The organism is Sorangium sp. So ce375 (assembly GCF_051473855.1).
In the GTDB taxonomy this organism is placed as follows: Bacteria; Myxococcota_A; Polyangia; order Polyangiales; family Polyangiaceae; genus Sorangium.
In genome coordinates, this window is record NZ_CP150335.1 from 57,020 (window position 1) to 73,330 (window position 16,311).

General features: G+C 71.5%; 13 protein-coding genes. 1 reads left to right on the top strand and 12 read right to left on the bottom strand.

Annotated elements, in window-relative coordinates; genetic code table 11:
* Positions 1–67: 67 nt before the first annotated feature.
* From WME90_RS00205 to fadI, 11 genes are all read right to left on the bottom strand, one after another.
* Positions 68–1,363: an alkaline phosphatase PhoX gene (locus WME90_RS00205; RefSeq protein WP_437279010.1), complete on the bottom strand. Its 1,296-nt coding sequence runs from the start codon at positions 1,361–1,363 to the stop codon at positions 68–70.
* Between the two features lie 191 nt (positions 1,364–1,554).
* Positions 1,555–2,262, bottom strand: a complete 708-nt coding sequence (locus WME90_RS00210) for a hypothetical protein (protein ID WP_437279011.1) — start codon at positions 2,260–2,262, stop codon at positions 1,555–1,557.
* A gap of 244 nt (positions 2,263–2,506) precedes the next feature.
* Positions 2,507–3,523 (bottom strand): tetratricopeptide repeat protein, encoded by a 1,017-nt coding sequence (locus tag WME90_RS00215; RefSeq protein WP_437279012.1) that lies wholly within the window; start codon positions 3,521–3,523, stop codon positions 2,507–2,509.
* Positions 3,510–4,955, bottom strand: a complete 1,446-nt coding sequence (locus tag WME90_RS00220; protein ID WP_437279013.1) for a serine/threonine-protein kinase — start codon at positions 4,953–4,955, stop codon at positions 3,510–3,512. Before WME90_RS00220 ends, WME90_RS00215 begins: the two co-directional genes overlap by 14 nt.
* 126 nt (positions 4,956–5,081) lie before the next feature.
* On the bottom strand, positions 5,082–6,062 hold the full coding sequence (locus WME90_RS00225) for a M14 family metallopeptidase (protein ID WP_437279014.1): 981 nt from the start codon (positions 6,060–6,062) through the stop codon (positions 5,082–5,084).
* A 147-nt stretch (positions 6,063–6,209) separates the two neighbouring features.
* On the bottom strand, positions 6,210–7,178 hold the full coding sequence (gene speB, locus WME90_RS00230) for an agmatinase (RefSeq protein WP_437279015.1): 969 nt from the start codon (positions 7,176–7,178) through the stop codon (positions 6,210–6,212).
* Positions 7,179–7,186: 8 nt separating this feature from the next.
* Positions 7,187–7,966 (bottom strand): lysophospholipid acyltransferase family protein, encoded by a 780-nt coding sequence (locus WME90_RS00235; RefSeq protein WP_437279016.1) that lies wholly within the window; start codon positions 7,964–7,966, stop codon positions 7,187–7,189.
* Between the two features lie 12 nt (positions 7,967–7,978).
* A complete protein-coding gene (locus WME90_RS00240) occupies positions 7,979–8,539 on the bottom strand; it encodes a GNAT family N-acetyltransferase (RefSeq protein WP_437279017.1) in 561 nt (186 codons plus the stop codon).
* A 163-nt stretch (positions 8,540–8,702) separates the two neighbouring features.
* Entirely contained in the window at positions 8,703–9,683 is a 981-nt protein-coding gene (locus WME90_RS00245; RefSeq protein WP_437279018.1) for an SDR family oxidoreductase, read from the bottom strand.
* A gap of 255 nt (positions 9,684–9,938) precedes the next feature.
* On the bottom strand, positions 9,939–12,173 hold the full coding sequence (fadJ, locus tag WME90_RS00250; RefSeq protein WP_437279019.1) for a fatty acid oxidation complex subunit alpha FadJ: 2,235 nt from the start codon (positions 12,171–12,173) through the stop codon (positions 9,939–9,941).
* A complete protein-coding gene (fadI, locus tag WME90_RS00255) occupies positions 12,170–13,480 on the bottom strand; it encodes an acetyl-CoA C-acyltransferase FadI (protein ID WP_437279020.1) in 1,311 nt (436 codons plus the stop codon). Before fadI ends, fadJ begins: the two co-directional genes overlap by 4 nt.
* A gap of 460 nt (positions 13,481–13,940) precedes the next feature.
* Here fadI and WME90_RS00260 point away from each other — a divergent pair, with 460 nt between their 5' ends.
* Entirely contained in the window at positions 13,941–14,147 is a 207-nt protein-coding gene (locus tag WME90_RS00260) for a hypothetical protein (RefSeq protein WP_012232684.1), read from the top strand.
* A gap of 216 nt (positions 14,148–14,363) precedes the next feature.
* Here the strand turns inward: WME90_RS00260 and WME90_RS00265 are convergent, their stop codons facing one another.
* Entirely contained in the window at positions 14,364–16,310 is a 1,947-nt protein-coding gene (locus WME90_RS00265; RefSeq protein ID WP_437279021.1) for a CBS domain-containing protein, read from the bottom strand.
* Position 16,311: the final 1 nt, after the last annotated feature.

The window sequence follows — 16,311 nt, forward strand, 5'->3', positions numbered from 1 at the left end:
AGAGGCGGGCGGCCGAGACAGAAGGAGAATCGTCCTTCCGCGCTCCGGGCGAGGACGGGTGGTCGCCCTACCCGGTACCCGGCGCCGACATGCCCGCTCGGATCGCGCTGCCGGCGCCGGCGCCGACCTCGGGGAACGGGCCCGTGACCGCGAGCGTGAGGCCGTCCTCCTGCATGTTCACGAAGAGCGCCCTGCCGTCGGGCGAGAAGCAAACGCCAGCGAGCTCGCTCATGCTCCGGGCGTTGCGCGCGAAATCGAAGATCTGCCCGTCCAGCGTCACGCCTCGAAGGAAGTTCCCCCGATAGCCGTCCTCCGCCATGAAGAGCTCTCCCCAGGGGGCGATGGTGATGTTGTCGGGCGCCTCCAGCTCCTGGGTGTCTGTCGACTGCGCGACGACCTCGAGCGTGCCGCCATCTTCCGCAGGGACGAGCTGGAAGATCTGCCCGGCCCCGGCCGGGCCGCCGATCGTCGCGCAGATGTACACGACACCTTGCGACAGGCAGACGCCCTCCCCGCGCCGGACGACAGCGGCCCCTTTGGTCCGGGCCTCCCTCCTGACCGTGTCTTCCCGTGGATCGGGCTCGTCGATATCCACCCACGCGATCTCGCGCGGCTCCTCGAGCTTCCACTCCGCGGTCTCGGCGTTGCGCGTCCCGACGACGCTGAGCGCCTGGAGCTTGCCCTCGAACGGAGCGCCGGGGTCCGTCGGCTTGAAGCGGTAGAAGCAGCCGTCCGCGCGATCCTCGGTCAGGTAAGCGATCATCGTCGTGGGATCGACGACCGCCGCTTCGTGATTGAAGCGACCATAGCCGGCCAGGCGCCGCGCGGGCTCCACCCTGGACGCGGTCGCCGCACATACGAAGACGTAGCCGTGGCGAGCGTCGACGTTCTCCTCGCAGCTGAGCCAGCCCCAGGGGCTATGGCCGCCTGCGCAGTTCCGGTTCGTACCAGCGAGCACGAGGTTGCTCGAGCGACGCTCGAACGTCGCTGCGTCCAGCACGACCCTCGTGACGCCGCCCATGCTCGCCGCGTCGTACGCCTCCGCCGCCGCGCCCTGGCCGGATCGATAAGGGCCAATGCCCTTGTCAGCAGGCGAGTTCTCATGATTCCTGAGCAGGACGATGCTGCCGTCCGCCCCAGGAAAACACCCCATTCCGTCCGGTCGGCCGGGAACACGGTAACCGTCCTCCATGTCACCGCCGGCGCGCTCGAGGATCCGATACGTGAAGCCCGCAGGGAGGTCGAGGATGCCCGCCGGATCGGGCACGAGAGGCCCGAACCGGCCAGCCGCCCGCGTGTTCCTCGAGAAGACCAGGGAGAACGGCAGGGTCAGCGTCGCGGCCGCGGCTCCACCGACGCGCAAGAACGAACGCCTCGGGATGCGTCGTCGCATAACGGTGGTCTACATCGGATCACCATCATGCGAAAGGTATGGAGGGAAATTGCCATATGGGCGCCGCGGGGCCGATATACAAGAGGAACGCAAGCGCTGACGTGTCGAGTCGGGTCAAGTCGGTCAGAGCGCTGGCCGGGACACACACGGCCTCCGCAGCGTCACCCCACCTGGCCTTCGTCAGCAACGTTACGGGCCAGGGTCTTCGTGGACACTCGGTCGATGAGCCGCCGCAGGACCTGCTTCGCGCCGATCGCGCCGCCGGCGCCCACCGCGAAGACGAGCGGCGCCGCGGCGCCGCCGGTCACCGCGACGAGGCCTGCCGCGAGCAGCACGCCGGCGCCGGTCGCCACCGCGCCGGTCGAAGCCTCCTGGGCCGCGTGCGTGAGCGCTTCCTTCTTCGTCATCTCGCCGCGCTGATAGGCCGTGACGCCCTCGTATGCGCCGAAGGCACCGTCGATCACGAACCCGATGCCGGCCGCCTTGCCCGCGCCCTTCAGGACCTCCCGCCCCGCGGCCCTCATCGCTTCTCGGGCCAGCCCCTTGGCGACGGTGGTCGAGACGCCGTCGATGAGCGCCGCCTTCCCCGCCTGCCGCGCCGCTGTCTGCGCGACGATCGCGGCGGCCTGCGTTCCGCCCTGATCTGCGATGAGCTTCGTCGTCGCCTGCGCGCCCAGCGAGAGCCCGGGCGCGAACGCGCTCACGACCGCCGTGGTGTTCTCGACCATCACGCGCCGCAGGCCCTCGCGCGCGCCCTCGTCGAGGAGCCCCTTGCCCGCCACCGAGAACAGCGCCTCCGCCGCCCCGCGGACGGCGACCGCGCCGCTTCCTGCAATCGAACCAAGGATCTTGTCTCGCTGTGAGCTCATCTCGACCTCCCCGCCTTGCGCGCTCTGGCCTCGATCATGGGGTAGCGCCCGGGGGCGGAAAGACAAGCTCAGCGAAGCGATCCGCGCTTCCACGCCCCCGCGACGTCCGTGCGCCGCGCGAGGATCCGGGCGGTCGCTCGCGATGCGCGAGCGCGCGACTCGACGCCAGCAGGGGCCGTCCGGCCGTATCGCGGTCGCCCTGCCTGGCGTCGCACCGTGGTGCAGGTCGTCTGGCCGCCGGCTTTCAGAACCTGACGAGAAGGCGCGAGCCGAGGCCGCCCGGGGACGGCGTGAGGGAGAGCTCCGCCGCCGCAGGCTTGCCAGGGGCCGGCGACGCGGTCTCGGAGGGGCTCAGCAGGAGCAACGTGACGCCGGCGCCGATGCCGACCAGGCCGACGCCGGCGAAGACGCCGGCGAGCGTCGAGGCGGTCTTGCCGGTGTCGTAGTCGCCCTGGAGCGACGGCGGGCACTCGTACGCGCCCCCGCCGGCGGGGGAGCACCCGTCCTCGACCGCGCTCAGCGCGTTCGCGCGCACGGCCAGCGCCACGACGGTGGCGATCGCGCTCGCGCCGCCGACGCCGAGCGCGACGTAGCCCCCCACGCGAACGCCGCTGGAAGGTGGCGCCGGGGCGGAGGCGCTCGGCCCCGAGAGCGCGTCGCGCGCCGGGAGCGGCGCGGGGACGTTCAGCGTCACGACCCGACGGGCGCCAGGCGTGAGCTCGGCGCGCTCCGAGATGGGCGCAGCGCCGCCGTAGAACAGCTCGATCGTGTGTGCGCCGAGATCGCGCTCGAGCTCGACGCCGAGGAGCCTCGGGTCGAGGGGCTTGCCGTCCAGCACCACCTGGACCGGCGGCCGCCCCTCGGCGCCTCGCAGGCGGACGGTCAACGTCCCGACCTTGCTGCCGAGCGCCCGGTAGCGAGCCTCGGCGTCCTCGTTCCACCCGGCGTACTTCGCCTCGTTGGACTGGAGCGCGGCGCGCCGGAGATCCCACCAGTCTCGCCTCGCCGAGGCATAGCGGCCCAGCTCCTCCTCGCACTCGGCGATGTTCCGCAGCGCGCCGAGCCCCTCGGGGTAGATCTCCAGCGCGCTCCGGAACGCGATGACCGCTTGGTCGCACTGTCCAGCGCTGCGCAGCTCGCGGCCCCGGGCGAACAGCGTCTTCGCGTCTTCCTCGGCCCCGATGGCGAGCGCGCGCGCCGGCGCCGCCGCGAGCAAGGCGACGCCGCAGAGCGTGATGAGCCGTCGCTCAAAAGGTCTCACTCTTGTCGATCTCCTTGCGGCGCCGGGGCACCGTGGGCAGGGGCCGCGGCGCGGCGGTCGCCGTCGCGCGCGGGGCGAGCCTGTCACCCCCGGGGCGGCGCTGGGACGAGCGCGGCTGCGCCGACGCCGTTGCGGAGGCAGGCGGCGCGGCGGAGGCGGAGGCGGAGGCAGGCGGCTCGGCGGTAGCGGGCGGCTCGGCGGTAGCGGGCGGCTCGGCGGTGGCGGGCGGCTCGGCGGTGGCGGGCGGCGGCGGCGAGCGCAGCGCGACCCCCTGCAGCGCGCCCCGTACGCCGGGGGATACGAGCCGCGCCGGCTGCTCCAGGCGCGGCCGATCATCGATCAAGCGCCCCGACAGCGCGGCGGTCGCTGCGAGCGCGCTGAGGCAGCCCAGCGCCACGGCGGCCGCCATCGCAAGACGCCGCGGCGGCGCGGCCTTCGCGGCCTTCGCGGGCGGCTCGGGCGGCGGCGCCGAGAGCGCGGCGCGGTAAGCCCCGACCATCTCGCGGATCGAGGCGAACCGCCTCATCGGCGCCTTCGCGAGGGCGCGCGAGAACCAGAGGTCGAGCCCCGGGGGAAGCGACCGCCTGATCTCCGTGGCAGGCTCGAAATCGCGGGTGCTGACCGCCACGATGATCTCGGCGATGCTGTTGCCCCGGAACGGCGTCCAGTCCGTCAGCACCTCGTAGGTCAGCACGCCGAGCGCCCAGACATCGGCCCGCGCATCGACGGCGAGCGGCGAGGCGAGCTGCTCCGGGCTCATGTAGTTCGGCGAGCCCAGCATGACGTCGGCCTCCGTCTCCTGCGGCCGATCCAGGCCGAGATCGCCGTGCAGCGCCTTGGCGATGCCGAAATCCGCGACCTTCACCATCGGCTCCGCGCCGGGAGCGTCGACGAGCATCACGTTCGAAGGCTTCAGATCGCGGTGCACGATGCCCATGTCGTGCGCCACGGTGAGCGCGTCCGCGATCTGGTCGAGGATGTCCGCGAAGCGCACCGGATCGATCGGTCCCTTGTGGCGCACCTCGGCGAACAGCGTTCGCCCCGGGATGTACTCCATCACCAGGTAAGGGATGTCGTCGTGAACCCCCGCGTCGTGGACGGCGACGATGTGCCGCGTGCGCGCGCTCAGGCGGGCCGAGATCTGGGCCTCGAACCGGAACCTCTCGAGGACCGTCCGGCTTCGCTCCGCGTCGCCGGTCAGCGCAGCGCTGAGGAACTTCACGGCGAGCTCGGTCTTGAGCGTGACGTGGACGGCGAGCCAGACCTCGGCCATGCCCCCGCGCCCGAGCGGCCGGACCAGCCGGTACTTGCCGTCGACGACCTCGTCGGGGGTGTGCTGCCAGATGTCCGATTCGTCGGCGCCGCCCGGACGAGCCGCCGCGCTCGGGCTGATCCGCACGGTGGGCGGTATGCGGGGCGAGGCGGCGTCCACGCCCGAAGGATAGTGGATGCTGCGCGTGGGCCTCGCACTTTTCGACAGCCATCGGCGCCCTTCGCCCTCTGGCCAGCGCGGGCTGGCGGCTACCGAACGCCGCGCGCCCCGCGCGAGCGCGGCGCTTCACTCGGCGGCGTCGGCGAAGAGCTCCGGAGGAGGGGCGTCGAGCGGCGGGGCCGCGCTGCCCACGCCGCGGTCGAGCGCGTCGCAGAGGAGCGCGCCGACGCCGGGCACGACGTTGTCGATCGCCTCGTCGGCCTCGCGCGGGTTCAACCACCAGAACGGGTTGAGCAGCCGGCGGAAATCGCGGAAGGAGCGCGCGGGACGGCTGACCTCCACCGTGAAGGCGAGCGTTCCGAGGTTGGCGTCGAGCCAGTCGTCCATGTCGCCGACCGTGGGGTACCAGTGCGCCGCCTGGCGGATCTCGTACCGCTCGCGCGGCAGCGCGCGGCAGAAGGCGTCGCCGAGCGCGCGGTAGAGCGGCGCGCGCGGGTTGGGCGCGTCGGTGTGCGCCCACGGGTAGAGCAGGAAGTTGCCGCAGCTGTGAAAGCCGATCGCGAGCGCAGGCCGCGTCTCCAGCGCGACGTCGCGCAGCGCGCGCGACTCGGGCTCCGAGAACGCGTGAGGCCCCGTGTAGTGCGGCGACCACCGGAGCCGCGAGCCCGCGAATGGATGCAGCGGCCGCGACGAGGACAGCGGGGCGAAATTGCGGTTCAGATCCACGCCGCGGGCATTGCAGCGCTGCGACGCCCGCCGCTCGCCGCGGAGGCGCTCCAGGTTGTCGACGAACGCATCGGGGTTGACGACCGGCACCACGACGAGCCGCGCGCGCGCCGCCGCGCCCGCGCGCCCGCTCGCCAGGATCGACCGGACCGCATCGAGCAGCGCGAGCCCGCCGATCACCTCGACCCCGTGCATGAGCGAGGTCAGCAGGAACGTCGGACCCAGCGGGTTGCCGAAGTCGTAGCGCCGCAATGGCCTTCCGTTTGCGGACGTCCCGATCGCCATTTCCCGTCCGCCGTAGGTGCGTGCGAGGCGCGCCCAGGCGTCATCGAGCTGCGGAAGATCGGCGTAGCGGCCAGAGAGAGCGGGCGAGCGTGTCATCCCAGTGTCCCTTATGTGACACCGGGATGGCGGCGGGCGCCAGTGGATTGAGGCGTGGACCGGCGCGGCGGGACATTTCCGCTTTGGTCACGAGGGGCGCGCGCGCCGTGTTCTTCGCTCTGCCTCCCTCTGCTTCCACGATTCGCGTTATCCGCGCGACGGGGCGGCCTTTCTCGTCGCGAGGAGGGCAAGGCCCTCGAACAGCAAGTGCGCGCCGAGGTGAAGGGTAATGTCGGCGTGGTCGAGCGCGGGGCACACCTCGACGAGATCCATGCCCACCAGGTTGATCCCCGCTAGGCCGCGGAGCAGCTGGATCGCCTCGCGCGAGGTGAGCCCGCCGGGCACGGGCGTGCCGGTGCCCGGGGCATAGGCCGGGTCGATGCCGTCGATATCGAAGGATATGTAGACGGGCGACTCGCCCGCGGCCGCCTTGATGGCGGCCGCGATCGCAGGAGCGCCGTCGCGGTCGAGCCGATCCATTCCGTACAGGGTCGCCCCCGCGTGCGCCGCGAAGGCACCTTCCTCCGGATGACCCCACGTGGCGCGGACGCCGATCTGGTGGAGCGCGCTCCCGCCGATCAGCCCCTCTTCGATCGCATTGCGGAACGGCGTGCCGTGGTGGAACGGCTCGCCCCACACCTCCGAGGTGCTCGTGTCGAGGTGTGCGTCGACGTGAACGACCGTGACGGGGCCGTGGCGCCGCGACAGCGCGCGGAGCACCGGGAACGCGATGGAGTGGTCGCCGCCGACGACGAACGGGACCGCGCCGGCCGCGAGCACCTCGTCGACCGAAGCCTGGATCAGCTCGCGCACGGAGTCGGCGTGAAACGGGGGAAAGGGCACATTGCCGCCGTCGAGCACGTCGATCGCACGGAACACGTCGATGCCGTGGCCGGGGTGATAGGACTGCACGAGCGCGCTCACGCGGCGCAGCTCGTAGGGGGCGAACCGCGCGCCCGGACGGTAGGTGACGCTCCCGTCCCAAGGGACGCCGAGGAGCACGGCGTCGGCGCCGGAATAGGCGGACGCGCCGGCCTCGTGGAAGCCCGCGGTCGGGAGGCGAAAGAAGGGAGTCTGCCCGTGCCGCAGGTACGCGGCTGCTCGTTGTTGAGACATGAAATCTCCTACAGGCTCAAGAGGTCCAGGATCACGGCGCGGGCGCGCTCCGCGAGGTCGGCCGCGCCGCCGTGATCGCCGAGCGGCGGGCCGAAGGCGACGCGGGCGGTCGTCTCTCGGCGGCTGGAGAAGCGGAGATAATGGGGAAGGAAGGTGTCGTCGCCCGCCCAGCAGAGCTCCGGCGCATCGTAGGTGATGGCCGCGGGCACGATGGGGACGCCCGCTATCCGCGCTACGCCGAAGATGCCTTTCCGGAAGCGGAGGACCCTCTCTCCGCGGGTGGTCGAGCCCTCCGGGAAATTCAGCACCGGGACGCCGTGCCGCAGGGCCCGGAGCGCGCTCCGGAGCACGCGCGCTCCGCTCGCCGGGCGCTGCCGATCGACGAGCAGCACGCCGAGATCGCGCGCGCGATCGCCGATCACCGGCCAGCTGCCGATCTCCTGCTTCGCGATGGCGGTGCAGGGGGTGAGCGACGCCAGGAGAATCGGATCGAGGTAGCTGACATGATTGGCCACGATCACGAACGGCGGCGCGGGGAGCGCGCCGGTCACGCGGACGCGCAGGGTGTGCAGCCCGCACAGGTCCCGGGCGATCCCGTGGAGGAGGCGCGCCCGCTCGCGGTGGCGCGAGGCGGGCAGCGCGGGCAGCAGGCTGGTCCGGAACACGGTGTCGACCGCGAGCCCCATCACGCCGGAGACCCGGCTGGCGATGGAGAGCGCGTCGGTCCAGGGCCGGTCGCCCGCCGCCGGCGCGCGGCGGCCGTGCTCGAGCGGAGCGATGGTCGTCATGGTCTGTCGGCCTCAGGCCACCGCGGCGATGGCGCCGCTCTCCGCCGCGCGCGGCTCCTTCGCGTCGGCCTGGCGATCGACGAGCCCGACCTTCTCGAAGCGGGCCCGGAGCGCCATGAACGCGTCGCGATCGATGCGCGAGATGATGCGCGGGTGTCCGGTCCCATAGAAATCGGGGCGGACCTCGATCTCCTTCGCGCCGAGCATGGCGTGGAGCGCCCGCGCGGCGTGGTTGTCCTCCTCGACGGTGAACCAGCACGACTCGGCCCATCCGATGATCGAGCCGACGAACGCCCGGAGCAGCGTGTGCGTCGCGCGGGAGCCCTGGTATTCCGGCAGGACGGCGAGGGTCGTGCAGTAAACCTCCTTTCCGCGCGTGAAGGAGAGCAGGTAGCCCGCGGGCTTCCCCGCGGCCTCGACCATGAAGCAGGAGTCCTTGAAGAAGTCGCAGCAAAGACGGATGTAATACCGCCCGAGCTCCCCTTCGCCCGCGTCGCCGAAGAGGGTCGTCTCCAGTTCCATCAGAGTCGAAAAGTCATCGCTCCGGAGCGTGCGCGCCACATAACGGCTCATTGATGCGCCTCCTCATTCTGATTGAATCGTCGTTGCGGGCGCAGCATGCCGGGGCTCCGTGGAGAACACGTCACAGGACCCCCGAGGTTGGGAGGCACGTCGGGGGCGGCTGCGCGTCAGAATGGCTGGAGAATCGCGTACGGAAGGTGCCAGGACGGCAATGTCATCGTGGCCCGAAGCGCTCTGCCGTCGCGGACGGGAGTGTGAGCGCGAACCGCACGGCCGAGCGGGCTGCGTCGAGGAGCCCGGCGAGGCTCGACGTCGTGCGCCACCCGCCCGTCATTCCGGTCCAGTGCTTCATGGGCGCGAAGATGTTGCCGTCGGTGTGCGGCGCCGCGCGATCGAGGAACGTCGTGCGCATCACGTACGCGGCGAACAGCTGCTCGGAGCGGCGCGCGAGGGCGACGATCGCCGCGGTGGCGATGTGGCCCGCGGCGCCGACGTACAATTCGCGCCTCGGCCGCTCGGCGAGGGAGACCATGGCCGCCGCGACCCGCTGGACGTCGGCTATCGGCGGGATCGGCTGGACGGCGTGGCAGGTGGTATTGCCGGCGTGCTGGTAGATCGGGGTGTCGATCGTCGAGGGCAGGAGCGTGCAGACGTGGATGCCGGGGGTGCTGGCGAGCTCCTGCCGCAGGCAGGAGGCGAGGCCGACGATACCGAATTTGGAGATCACGTAGGCGCTCATCATCGGTGCGCTGAGCTTGCCGAGCACGGAGACGTTGTTGATGAGCACCCCTTCTCCCTGCGCGCGAAAATAGGGCAGCGCGGCCCGCGCCCCGTGCAGGTACCCGAACAGGTTCGTCTCGATGACGTGACGGTAGCTGTCGTAGGGCGCCTCGTCCGCGCGGGCGTAGAGGAACACGGCGGCGTTGTTCACCCAGACGTCGATCCTGCCGAACACCTCGACGGCGGCGCGGGCGAGCGCCTTGACCGCGTGCACGTCCCTCACGTCCGTCGGCACCGCGAGCGCCCGCGCGCCGACGCTGGCGCACTCGGCGGCGACGTCCTCGAGGGCCGCCTCGTTCCGGGCGGCGATGACGACCCGCGCGCCGCGCCTCGCGAACGCGAGCGCCGCCGCCCTGCCGATGCCCGAGGATGCCCCGGTGATGACGACAACCGAGTCGCGAATGCACTTCCGCATGACTGGCCCCCTCCCGCGCGGTCGGTCCCTCGGCGAGAGGAGAGCAAGGCGCGGGCCATCAGGGCCCGGGGCCTGTGGCGGACATGGGCACCGAGCTCGATAGAAACGGCGAGCGTGGTGGATGGATGAAGAATTTAAAACGCAAAGGCGTAGAGACGCAAAGACGCAGAGGCGCAAGGAGAAGAAGAAACAACTCTTTCTCTCCCCCTTGCGCCTTTGCGTCTTTGCGCCTTTGCGTTTTTTTCTTCTCTCTCGTCAGCCGTAGAAGGGCTTCCCGGTCCTCACCGCCTCGACGAGCGCCGGGGCGGGCGTCCAGCGCTTGCCGAAGCGGCGCTCGTAGGTCTCGATGCGGCGGAGCACCTCCGCGGCGCCGAGGCTGTCGACGTAGCGGAACGGCCCGCCGCGGAAAGGCGGGAACCCAAGGCCGAAGATCGCGCCGACGTCGCCGTCGCGCGGGCTCCGGAGGATCCCCTCGCCGAGACAGTGCATCGCCTCGTTCACGAGCTGGAGCGAGCACCGCAGCTGGATCTCCTCGACCGGCACCGGGGGCTCGTCCTTCGCCCTCGGCACCGGCAGCCCGAGCACGCCATAGACGCTCTCGTCAGCGTGCTTGCCCTTGCCCTTCTTCTTCGCCGCCGCGCCGTACAGGTACATCCCGCGCTCGTTCTTGCGGCCCTTGCGGTCGTCGGAGACCAGCCTGGACATCGTGGGAGGCGGCGCGAGCCGGTCGCCGAACGCCTCGAGCATGATCGGCCCGACGTGCGCGGCCACGTCGATGCCCACCTCGTCGAGCAGCGCGAGCGGACCGACCGGCCAGCCCCACGCGACGAGCGCGCCGTCGACCTGCTCGATCGCCACCCCCTCGGCGAGGAGCCAGCTCGCCTCGTTCATGTACGGCCCGAGGATCCGGCTCGTGTAGAAGCCGACTCCATCGTTCACGACGATGACCGTCTTGCCCTGCCGCTTGCCGACCGCCACCGCCGTCGCGACCACCTCGGGAGACGTCGCCTCGGTCCGGATGACCTCGAGCAACGGCATCTTGTGCACCGGGCTGAAGTAATGCATCCCGACCACGTTCTCGGGCCGCTTCGACGCGGCCGCGATCCGCGAGATCGGGATCGACGATGTGTTCGACGCGAAGATCACGCCTGCCTTGCCGTGCTCCTCGACGTCCCGCAGGACGGCGTGCTTCACCGCCAGATCCTCGAACACCGCCTCGATCACGAGATCGGCGCCCCGGAGGCCCGAGGCGTCCGTCGCGGTGGTGAGCAGCGCGAGCTTCTCGTCGCGCTCGATCGGCGTGAGCTGCTTCTTCTTCAGCCGCTCGCCGAGGATGTCGGCCACGTACTTGAGCCCGCGGCCGAGCGACGCGTCGTCGCGGTCCCGGAGCCGCACGGCGATGCCGGCGTTCAGGCTGACGTACGCGATGCCGGCCCCCATCAGGCCGGCGCCGATCATCGCGATCTTCTCGACCTTCCTCGGCTGCACGGCGGGGTCGTCCACGCCGGTGTCCTTCTTCATCGCGTTCGTCGCGAAGAAGAGCTCCATCAGCCGGTGCGCCGTGCTCGACGCGACGAGCTCGCCGAACGCGCGCGCCTCGACCTCCTTCGACGCCTCGAAGCCCTTCTCCGCATAGGTCCTCAGCACGTCGATGATCCGCTCCGGCGCCGGGTAGTGCCCGCCGGTCTTCTTGCGCGTCTCCCGCTCGGCCTGCTGGAAGAGCAGACCTCGGCCGATCGGGTTCCGCTCGAGGGCCATGCGCGTGAGCGCGGCGGTGTCGAGCTTCCGCGTCTTTCCAGCGACCGGGCGCGGCCGGAACGGCGGGCCGGCTTCGACACGCGCGAGCTCGAGCGCGAGCGCCGCGGCCGTCTCCCTCAGGATGGACGCGGGCACCACGTCGTCGGCGACGCCGAGCTGCCGCGCCTTCGAGGGGCGCATGTTCTTGCCGGTGAGGCCGTGATCGAGCGCCGCCTTGAGCCCGGCGCGCTCCGCGAGCCGCTGGAGCCCGTTGATCCCGGGGAGCAGGCCGAGCTGCACCTCGGGCAAGCCGAGCACCGTCTTCCGGTCGTCGCTCAGCACCCGGGCGTGGCAGGCGAGCGCCACCTCGAGGCCGCCGCCGAGCGCGGCGCCGTGGACCGCGGCGACGATCGGCTTCGGCGAGCGCACGATCCGCAGGATCGCCTCGTGGCCGGCCCGGCACATCGCCTCGGCCTGGGCCGCCGTGGCGACGCTCTTCAGCATCTCGATGTCGGCGCCCGCGATCCAGGTGTCGGCCTTGCCGGACACGAGGATCGCCGCCTTGATGAGCGGGTTGCTCGCGATCTGGCCCGCGATCCGCTCGAGATCGCCGGCGAACGTGGGCTTCAGCGTGTTGACCGCCTCGCCCGGGACATCGTAGGTGACGACGGCCACGCCGTCGGGGCGCACCTCGAGGGAGAGCGGGCTCTTGGCCGCGGGGGCCGGCGTGGCGGGGGCGGATGTCGTGGTCATGCGGCCTCCAGGACGACGGCGGCGCCGAGGCCGCCCGCCGCGCAGACGGTGAGGAGGGCGTGATGGCCGCCGCGCTTCTTGAGCTCGCGGAGCGTGGAGAGCACCATGCGCCCCCCCGTCGCCGCGAAGGGGTGGCCGAGCGCGATCGAGCCCCCGTTCACGTTGAGCTTCTCCGGGTCGATCTCGCCGACCGGGGCCGATCGGCCGAGCTTCTCGGCGGCGAACGACGGCGACGCGAGCGCCTTCAGGTTGGACGCGACCTGGGCGGCGAACGCCTCGTGCATGTCGACGAGGTCCATGTCGGCGAGCGAGAGGCCGGCGCGCTCGAGCGCCCGGGGCACGGCGAGCACCGGGGCCATCAAAAGCTGCCAGCCCGGGTCGACCGCCGCGTAGGACCACGATTTGACGTACCCGAGCGGCTGGTAGCCGAGCGCCTTGGCCTTGCTCTCGCGCATCAGGAGCAGGGCGCTCGCCCCGTCGGTGAGCGGCGACGCGTTGCCTGCGGTGATGGTGCCGTGCCGCCGATCGAAGGCCGGCGACAGCTTCGCGTAGGCCTCGAGGGTCGAGTCGTCCCGGACCACGTTGTCGCGCTCGACCGGCTTGTCATAAGGCGGGGGGATCACGTGCATGACCTCGGCCGCATACGTGCCGTCGCGCCAGGCGCGCGCCGCGTTCGAGTGCGAGCGGTGGGCGATCGCGTCCTGCTCGGCGCGCGAGATGCCGTTCTGCTTCGCCATCTTCTCGGCGGCCTCGCCCATCTGCTCGCCCGTGGTCGGCTCGCGCGAGAAGCCCGGGATCGGGGGCACGAGGTCCTTCAGGGAGAGGCGGGAGAGGATCTCCAGCCGGGCGCCGAGCGTCCTGGCCTTCTGGAAGTCGGTCAGCGCGGAGGCGAGCTTCCGGGAGACGCCGAGCGGCACGTCGCTCATGCTGTCGGCGCCGCCGACGAGGGCGACGTGGTGCTGGCCGGCGAGCATCGCCTCGGCGGCGCTCGTCATGGCCTGGAGCGACGTCGCGCACGCGCGCGAGACGCTGTAGGCGTCGGTGTCCTTGGGCAAGCCGGTGCGCAGCACGACCTCGCGCGCGATGTTGAGCCAGTCGAGCGTCGGCACCACCTGGCCGTAGACGACGAGCGTGACGTCGCGCGGGCTCACCTCGCTCCTCTGGAGGAGCTCCTTGACCACCGTGGCGGCGAGATCGACGGTGCGCAGCGCCTTGAGCGCCGTCCCGGCCTTGGTGAACGGCGTGCGCAGCCCGGCAACGACCGCCACGCGGTCCTTGCCGCCCTTCCCATTCTTGCCTGAAGCCATCTCGACTCCTCTGCTGGCGGAGAGCCCACCGCGAGCCCGCCCCGCGCGCCCCCGCACAGCCCCCCCGGATCCCGGCGCGCCAGCGCACACCGGTTGGGGTGAATCCCTTAGGTGCGCTAACGCGGCGTGTCAACCTGGGCGGCGAGCCGGCGGGGGGGCTCCACGAGAAAGCGACAAGGGAGGGAGCACGGCTGGAACAGCCTGAGCGCTAATTTGGCCCACGCCTGAGCTTGCCGATACCGTGGTTGCCTATGCGGAAACTAGTCCTATTCAGTGCGTTGCTCTGCGGCGCTTCGGCGCTCGCGGGGTGTGCGACGTTCGCAAGCGACTCGGCGCCGGCGGCGCCGGGTTATGTGTATGTGGCCGGTCACAAGAACAACCAGCCTGCGATGTGGATGTGCCCTGATGCGCCGGGCAAGGCGGAGTGCACCGAGGTCGAGGTAACGACGGAGGCGGGCGAATGAAGCGTTCTTTGATTTTCGGGCTGTTGCTCGCGAGCTTCGGCGCGATCGGCTGTCAGGGCAGCTATACGAGCATCCGGCAGATCGACGGGACGCGGTACCACGTCACGCGCACGAAGCAGGGCTTCTTCAACGCGTACGGCACCGTGTTCGACTGCCAGGCCAAGGGCGACGCGATGACGTGCGTCGAGATCAGCGATCTGTGAGCTCCGCGCGGGAGCGCTGCTCCGCGCAGGGTTGCTAGATCGCTGGCCGGTCGACGAATAAAAAACGCAAAGGCGCAAAGGCGCAAAGGCGCAAAGACGCAAAAAGACGTCGAGAAAAATTTTCTCTCTCTTCTTCTTGCGCCTTTGCGCCTTTGCGCCTTTGCGTTTCATTCTCCCTCTGCCGCTCCGGCGCGCCTCGCCGGCAGCGGCGCCCGCTCACGCATCGCGCAGGAAGGCCTCTAGCAGCGTCGCGGAGACGTCGAGGAGATCGCGCTCCGTCACGATGCCCACGAGCCGCTCGCCCGCGACGACGGGCAGGCAGCCGACGCGCTGCTCGCGCATGATCCGCATCGCCTCCAGCGTCGGCGTGTCCGGCGCGACGGTCACGGGGTCGGGCCGCATGATCGACGCGACCGTGGGCGGCGCGGATCCGCCCGGCGCCGCCGCGGCGCCGCGGGCGACGAGCCGGAGCAGCGCGCGGTGCGAGACGACGCCGACGAGCCGGCCCTCGTCGTCCTCGACCGGGACGTGGCGCACGTGCCGCCAGTCCATGACGCTCGCGGCGAAGTCGACGATATCGGTGGGCCGCACCGTGAAGAGATCGGTCGACATGAACTGGCCCACGGTCCGGTAGCTGTCGCGCACGAGGTCCAGATCGGCCTCCAGCGCGGCGGGCTCCCACGCGTGCACCGGGCGCCCGGCCACGCCGCCCCGGGCCTCCTCCTGCTGACGGGCGAGCATCGCGGCGCAGAGGGCGCGGCACCGCAGCTCCGACGTGCCCCGCCCGGCCATGGCCGCGAACGAGCCGAGCGCCCACTGCGCGCCCGTCTGGCCGCAGCGGACGCGCTCCTCGACGACGCCGAGGTAACGGTCGATGTCGGCGGCGTCGATGCCCGCGGCCGAGAGGCCCGCCCGGGCGGCGGGGAGGAGGCGCGAGAGGATGAGCTCCGGGGCAGGGAGGCTCCGGCCGCCGATCCACGTGAGCTGCGCCTTGAGGCCGTGCCGGGCCGCGGCGAAGAAGTTCGCCTTGGCGTCCTCGAACGGCATCTCGAGGTCGATGCGCGGGTGCTCGTCGGCGAGGCCGGACATGAGGCCGAAGAAGAAGGCGGCGTTCGCGACCTCGTCGATCACCGTGGGCCCCGCGGGCAGCGCGCGGCTCTCGATGCGCAGGTGCGCGATCCCGGCCAGGGCCCCGTAGCAGGGGCGGTTCCAGCGGTAGACGGTGCCGTTGTGGACCCGCAGGGCCTTGAGATCCGGCACCTCCCCGCGCGCGAGCACGGCCGCGGCGGGCTCGCCGGTCTCGGCGGTCATGACCACGCGGAACCGCGCGATGTCCTCGCGGAAGAGATCGAGCACGCCGCCCTGCACCCAGCCGTCGCCGAAGTGGACGCGGGGCCTGTGCTGCCGGCCCTCGGGCTCGGTCGGGCGGGTGTCGACCGAGGTCTCGAAGAGGGCGATCCGCGTCTCGTGCCAGAGCCTCTGCCCGAGGAGCAGCGGCGAGTTGACCGCGGCGGCGAGGACGGGCGCGGTCACCGCCTGCGCGAGGTTGTAGAGCGACGCGAACTCCCGCGCCCCGACCTGGAGGTGGACCTGGAAGCTCGTGTTGCACGACTCGAGCAGGATGTTGTCGTGGGTCATCTCGAGCTCGTCGAGCCCGTGGATCGAGACGCGGAAGTCGCCCTGGCGCAGCCGCAAGAGCGCGCGGTTGAGCTCGTGGTAGCGAGGCGCCGGCGTGAGGTTGCCGAGGCGGAGGTCGCCGGCGCGCAGGGTGGGGAGGATGCCCGTGAGCAGGACGTCGGCGCCCACGGCGCGCGCGGCCCTGGCCGCCCGCCCGATGACGTCGGAGAGCTCGGCCTCGAGCCGCCGGAGGCAGTCGCCGCCGAACGGGAGGGGGGTGAGGTTCGCCTCCAGGTTGAAGCGCGCGAGCTCGGTCGTGAGCCGGCCGTCGGCGGCCCGCTCGAGCACCTCCAGCGCGACCGGGGCGGGCCGCAACGCGCGGTCGACGAGGAACATCTCCTGCTCGGCGCCGATGCGGCGCACGCCGGACTCGATGCGATCCTCCTGGAGGAGGCGCTCGAGCGCCTCCACGTCGTCGAGCAACGCCCGCATGAACGTCCGGTGCTGCTCATCGCTCGCCTGCTCGGAGACGTGCTGCTCGCCCATG

Excerpts from the sequence above, each read along its gene's own strand:
- WME90_RS00210 (WP_437279011.1), bottom strand. The coding sequence starts at position 2,262 with ATGAGCTCACAGCGAGACAAGATCCTTGGTTCGATTGCAGGAAGCGGC.
- WME90_RS00225 (WP_437279014.1), bottom strand. The coding sequence starts at position 6,062 with ATGACACGCTCGCCCGCTCTCTCTGGCCGCTACGCCGATCTTCCGCAG.
- speB (WP_437279015.1), bottom strand. The coding sequence starts at position 7,178 with ATGTCTCAACAACGAGCAGCCGCGTACCTGCGGCACGGGCAGACTCCC.
- WME90_RS00235 (WP_437279016.1), bottom strand. The coding sequence starts at position 7,966 with ATGACGACCATCGCTCCGCTCGAGCACGGCCGCCGCGCGCCGGCGGCG.
- WME90_RS00240 (WP_437279017.1), bottom strand. The coding sequence starts at position 8,539 with ATGAGCCGTTATGTGGCGCGCACGCTCCGGAGCGATGACTTTTCGACT.
- WME90_RS00245 (WP_437279018.1), bottom strand. The coding sequence starts at position 9,683 with ATGCGGAAGTGCATTCGCGACTCGGTTGTCGTCATCACCGGGGCATCC.
- fadJ (WP_437279019.1), bottom strand. The coding sequence starts at position 12,173 with ATGACCACGACATCCGCCCCCGCCACGCCGGCCCCCGCGGCCAAGAGC.
- fadI (WP_437279020.1), bottom strand. The coding sequence starts at position 13,480 with ATGGCTTCAGGCAAGAATGGGAAGGGCGGCAAGGACCGCGTGGCGGTC.
- WME90_RS00260 (WP_012232684.1), top strand. The coding sequence starts at position 13,941 with ATGAAGCGTTCTTTGATTTTCGGGCTGTTGCTCGCGAGCTTCGGCGCG.
- WME90_RS00265 (WP_437279021.1), bottom strand. The coding sequence starts at position 16,310 with ATGGGCGAGCAGCACGTCTCCGAGCAGGCGAGCGATGAGCAGCACCGG.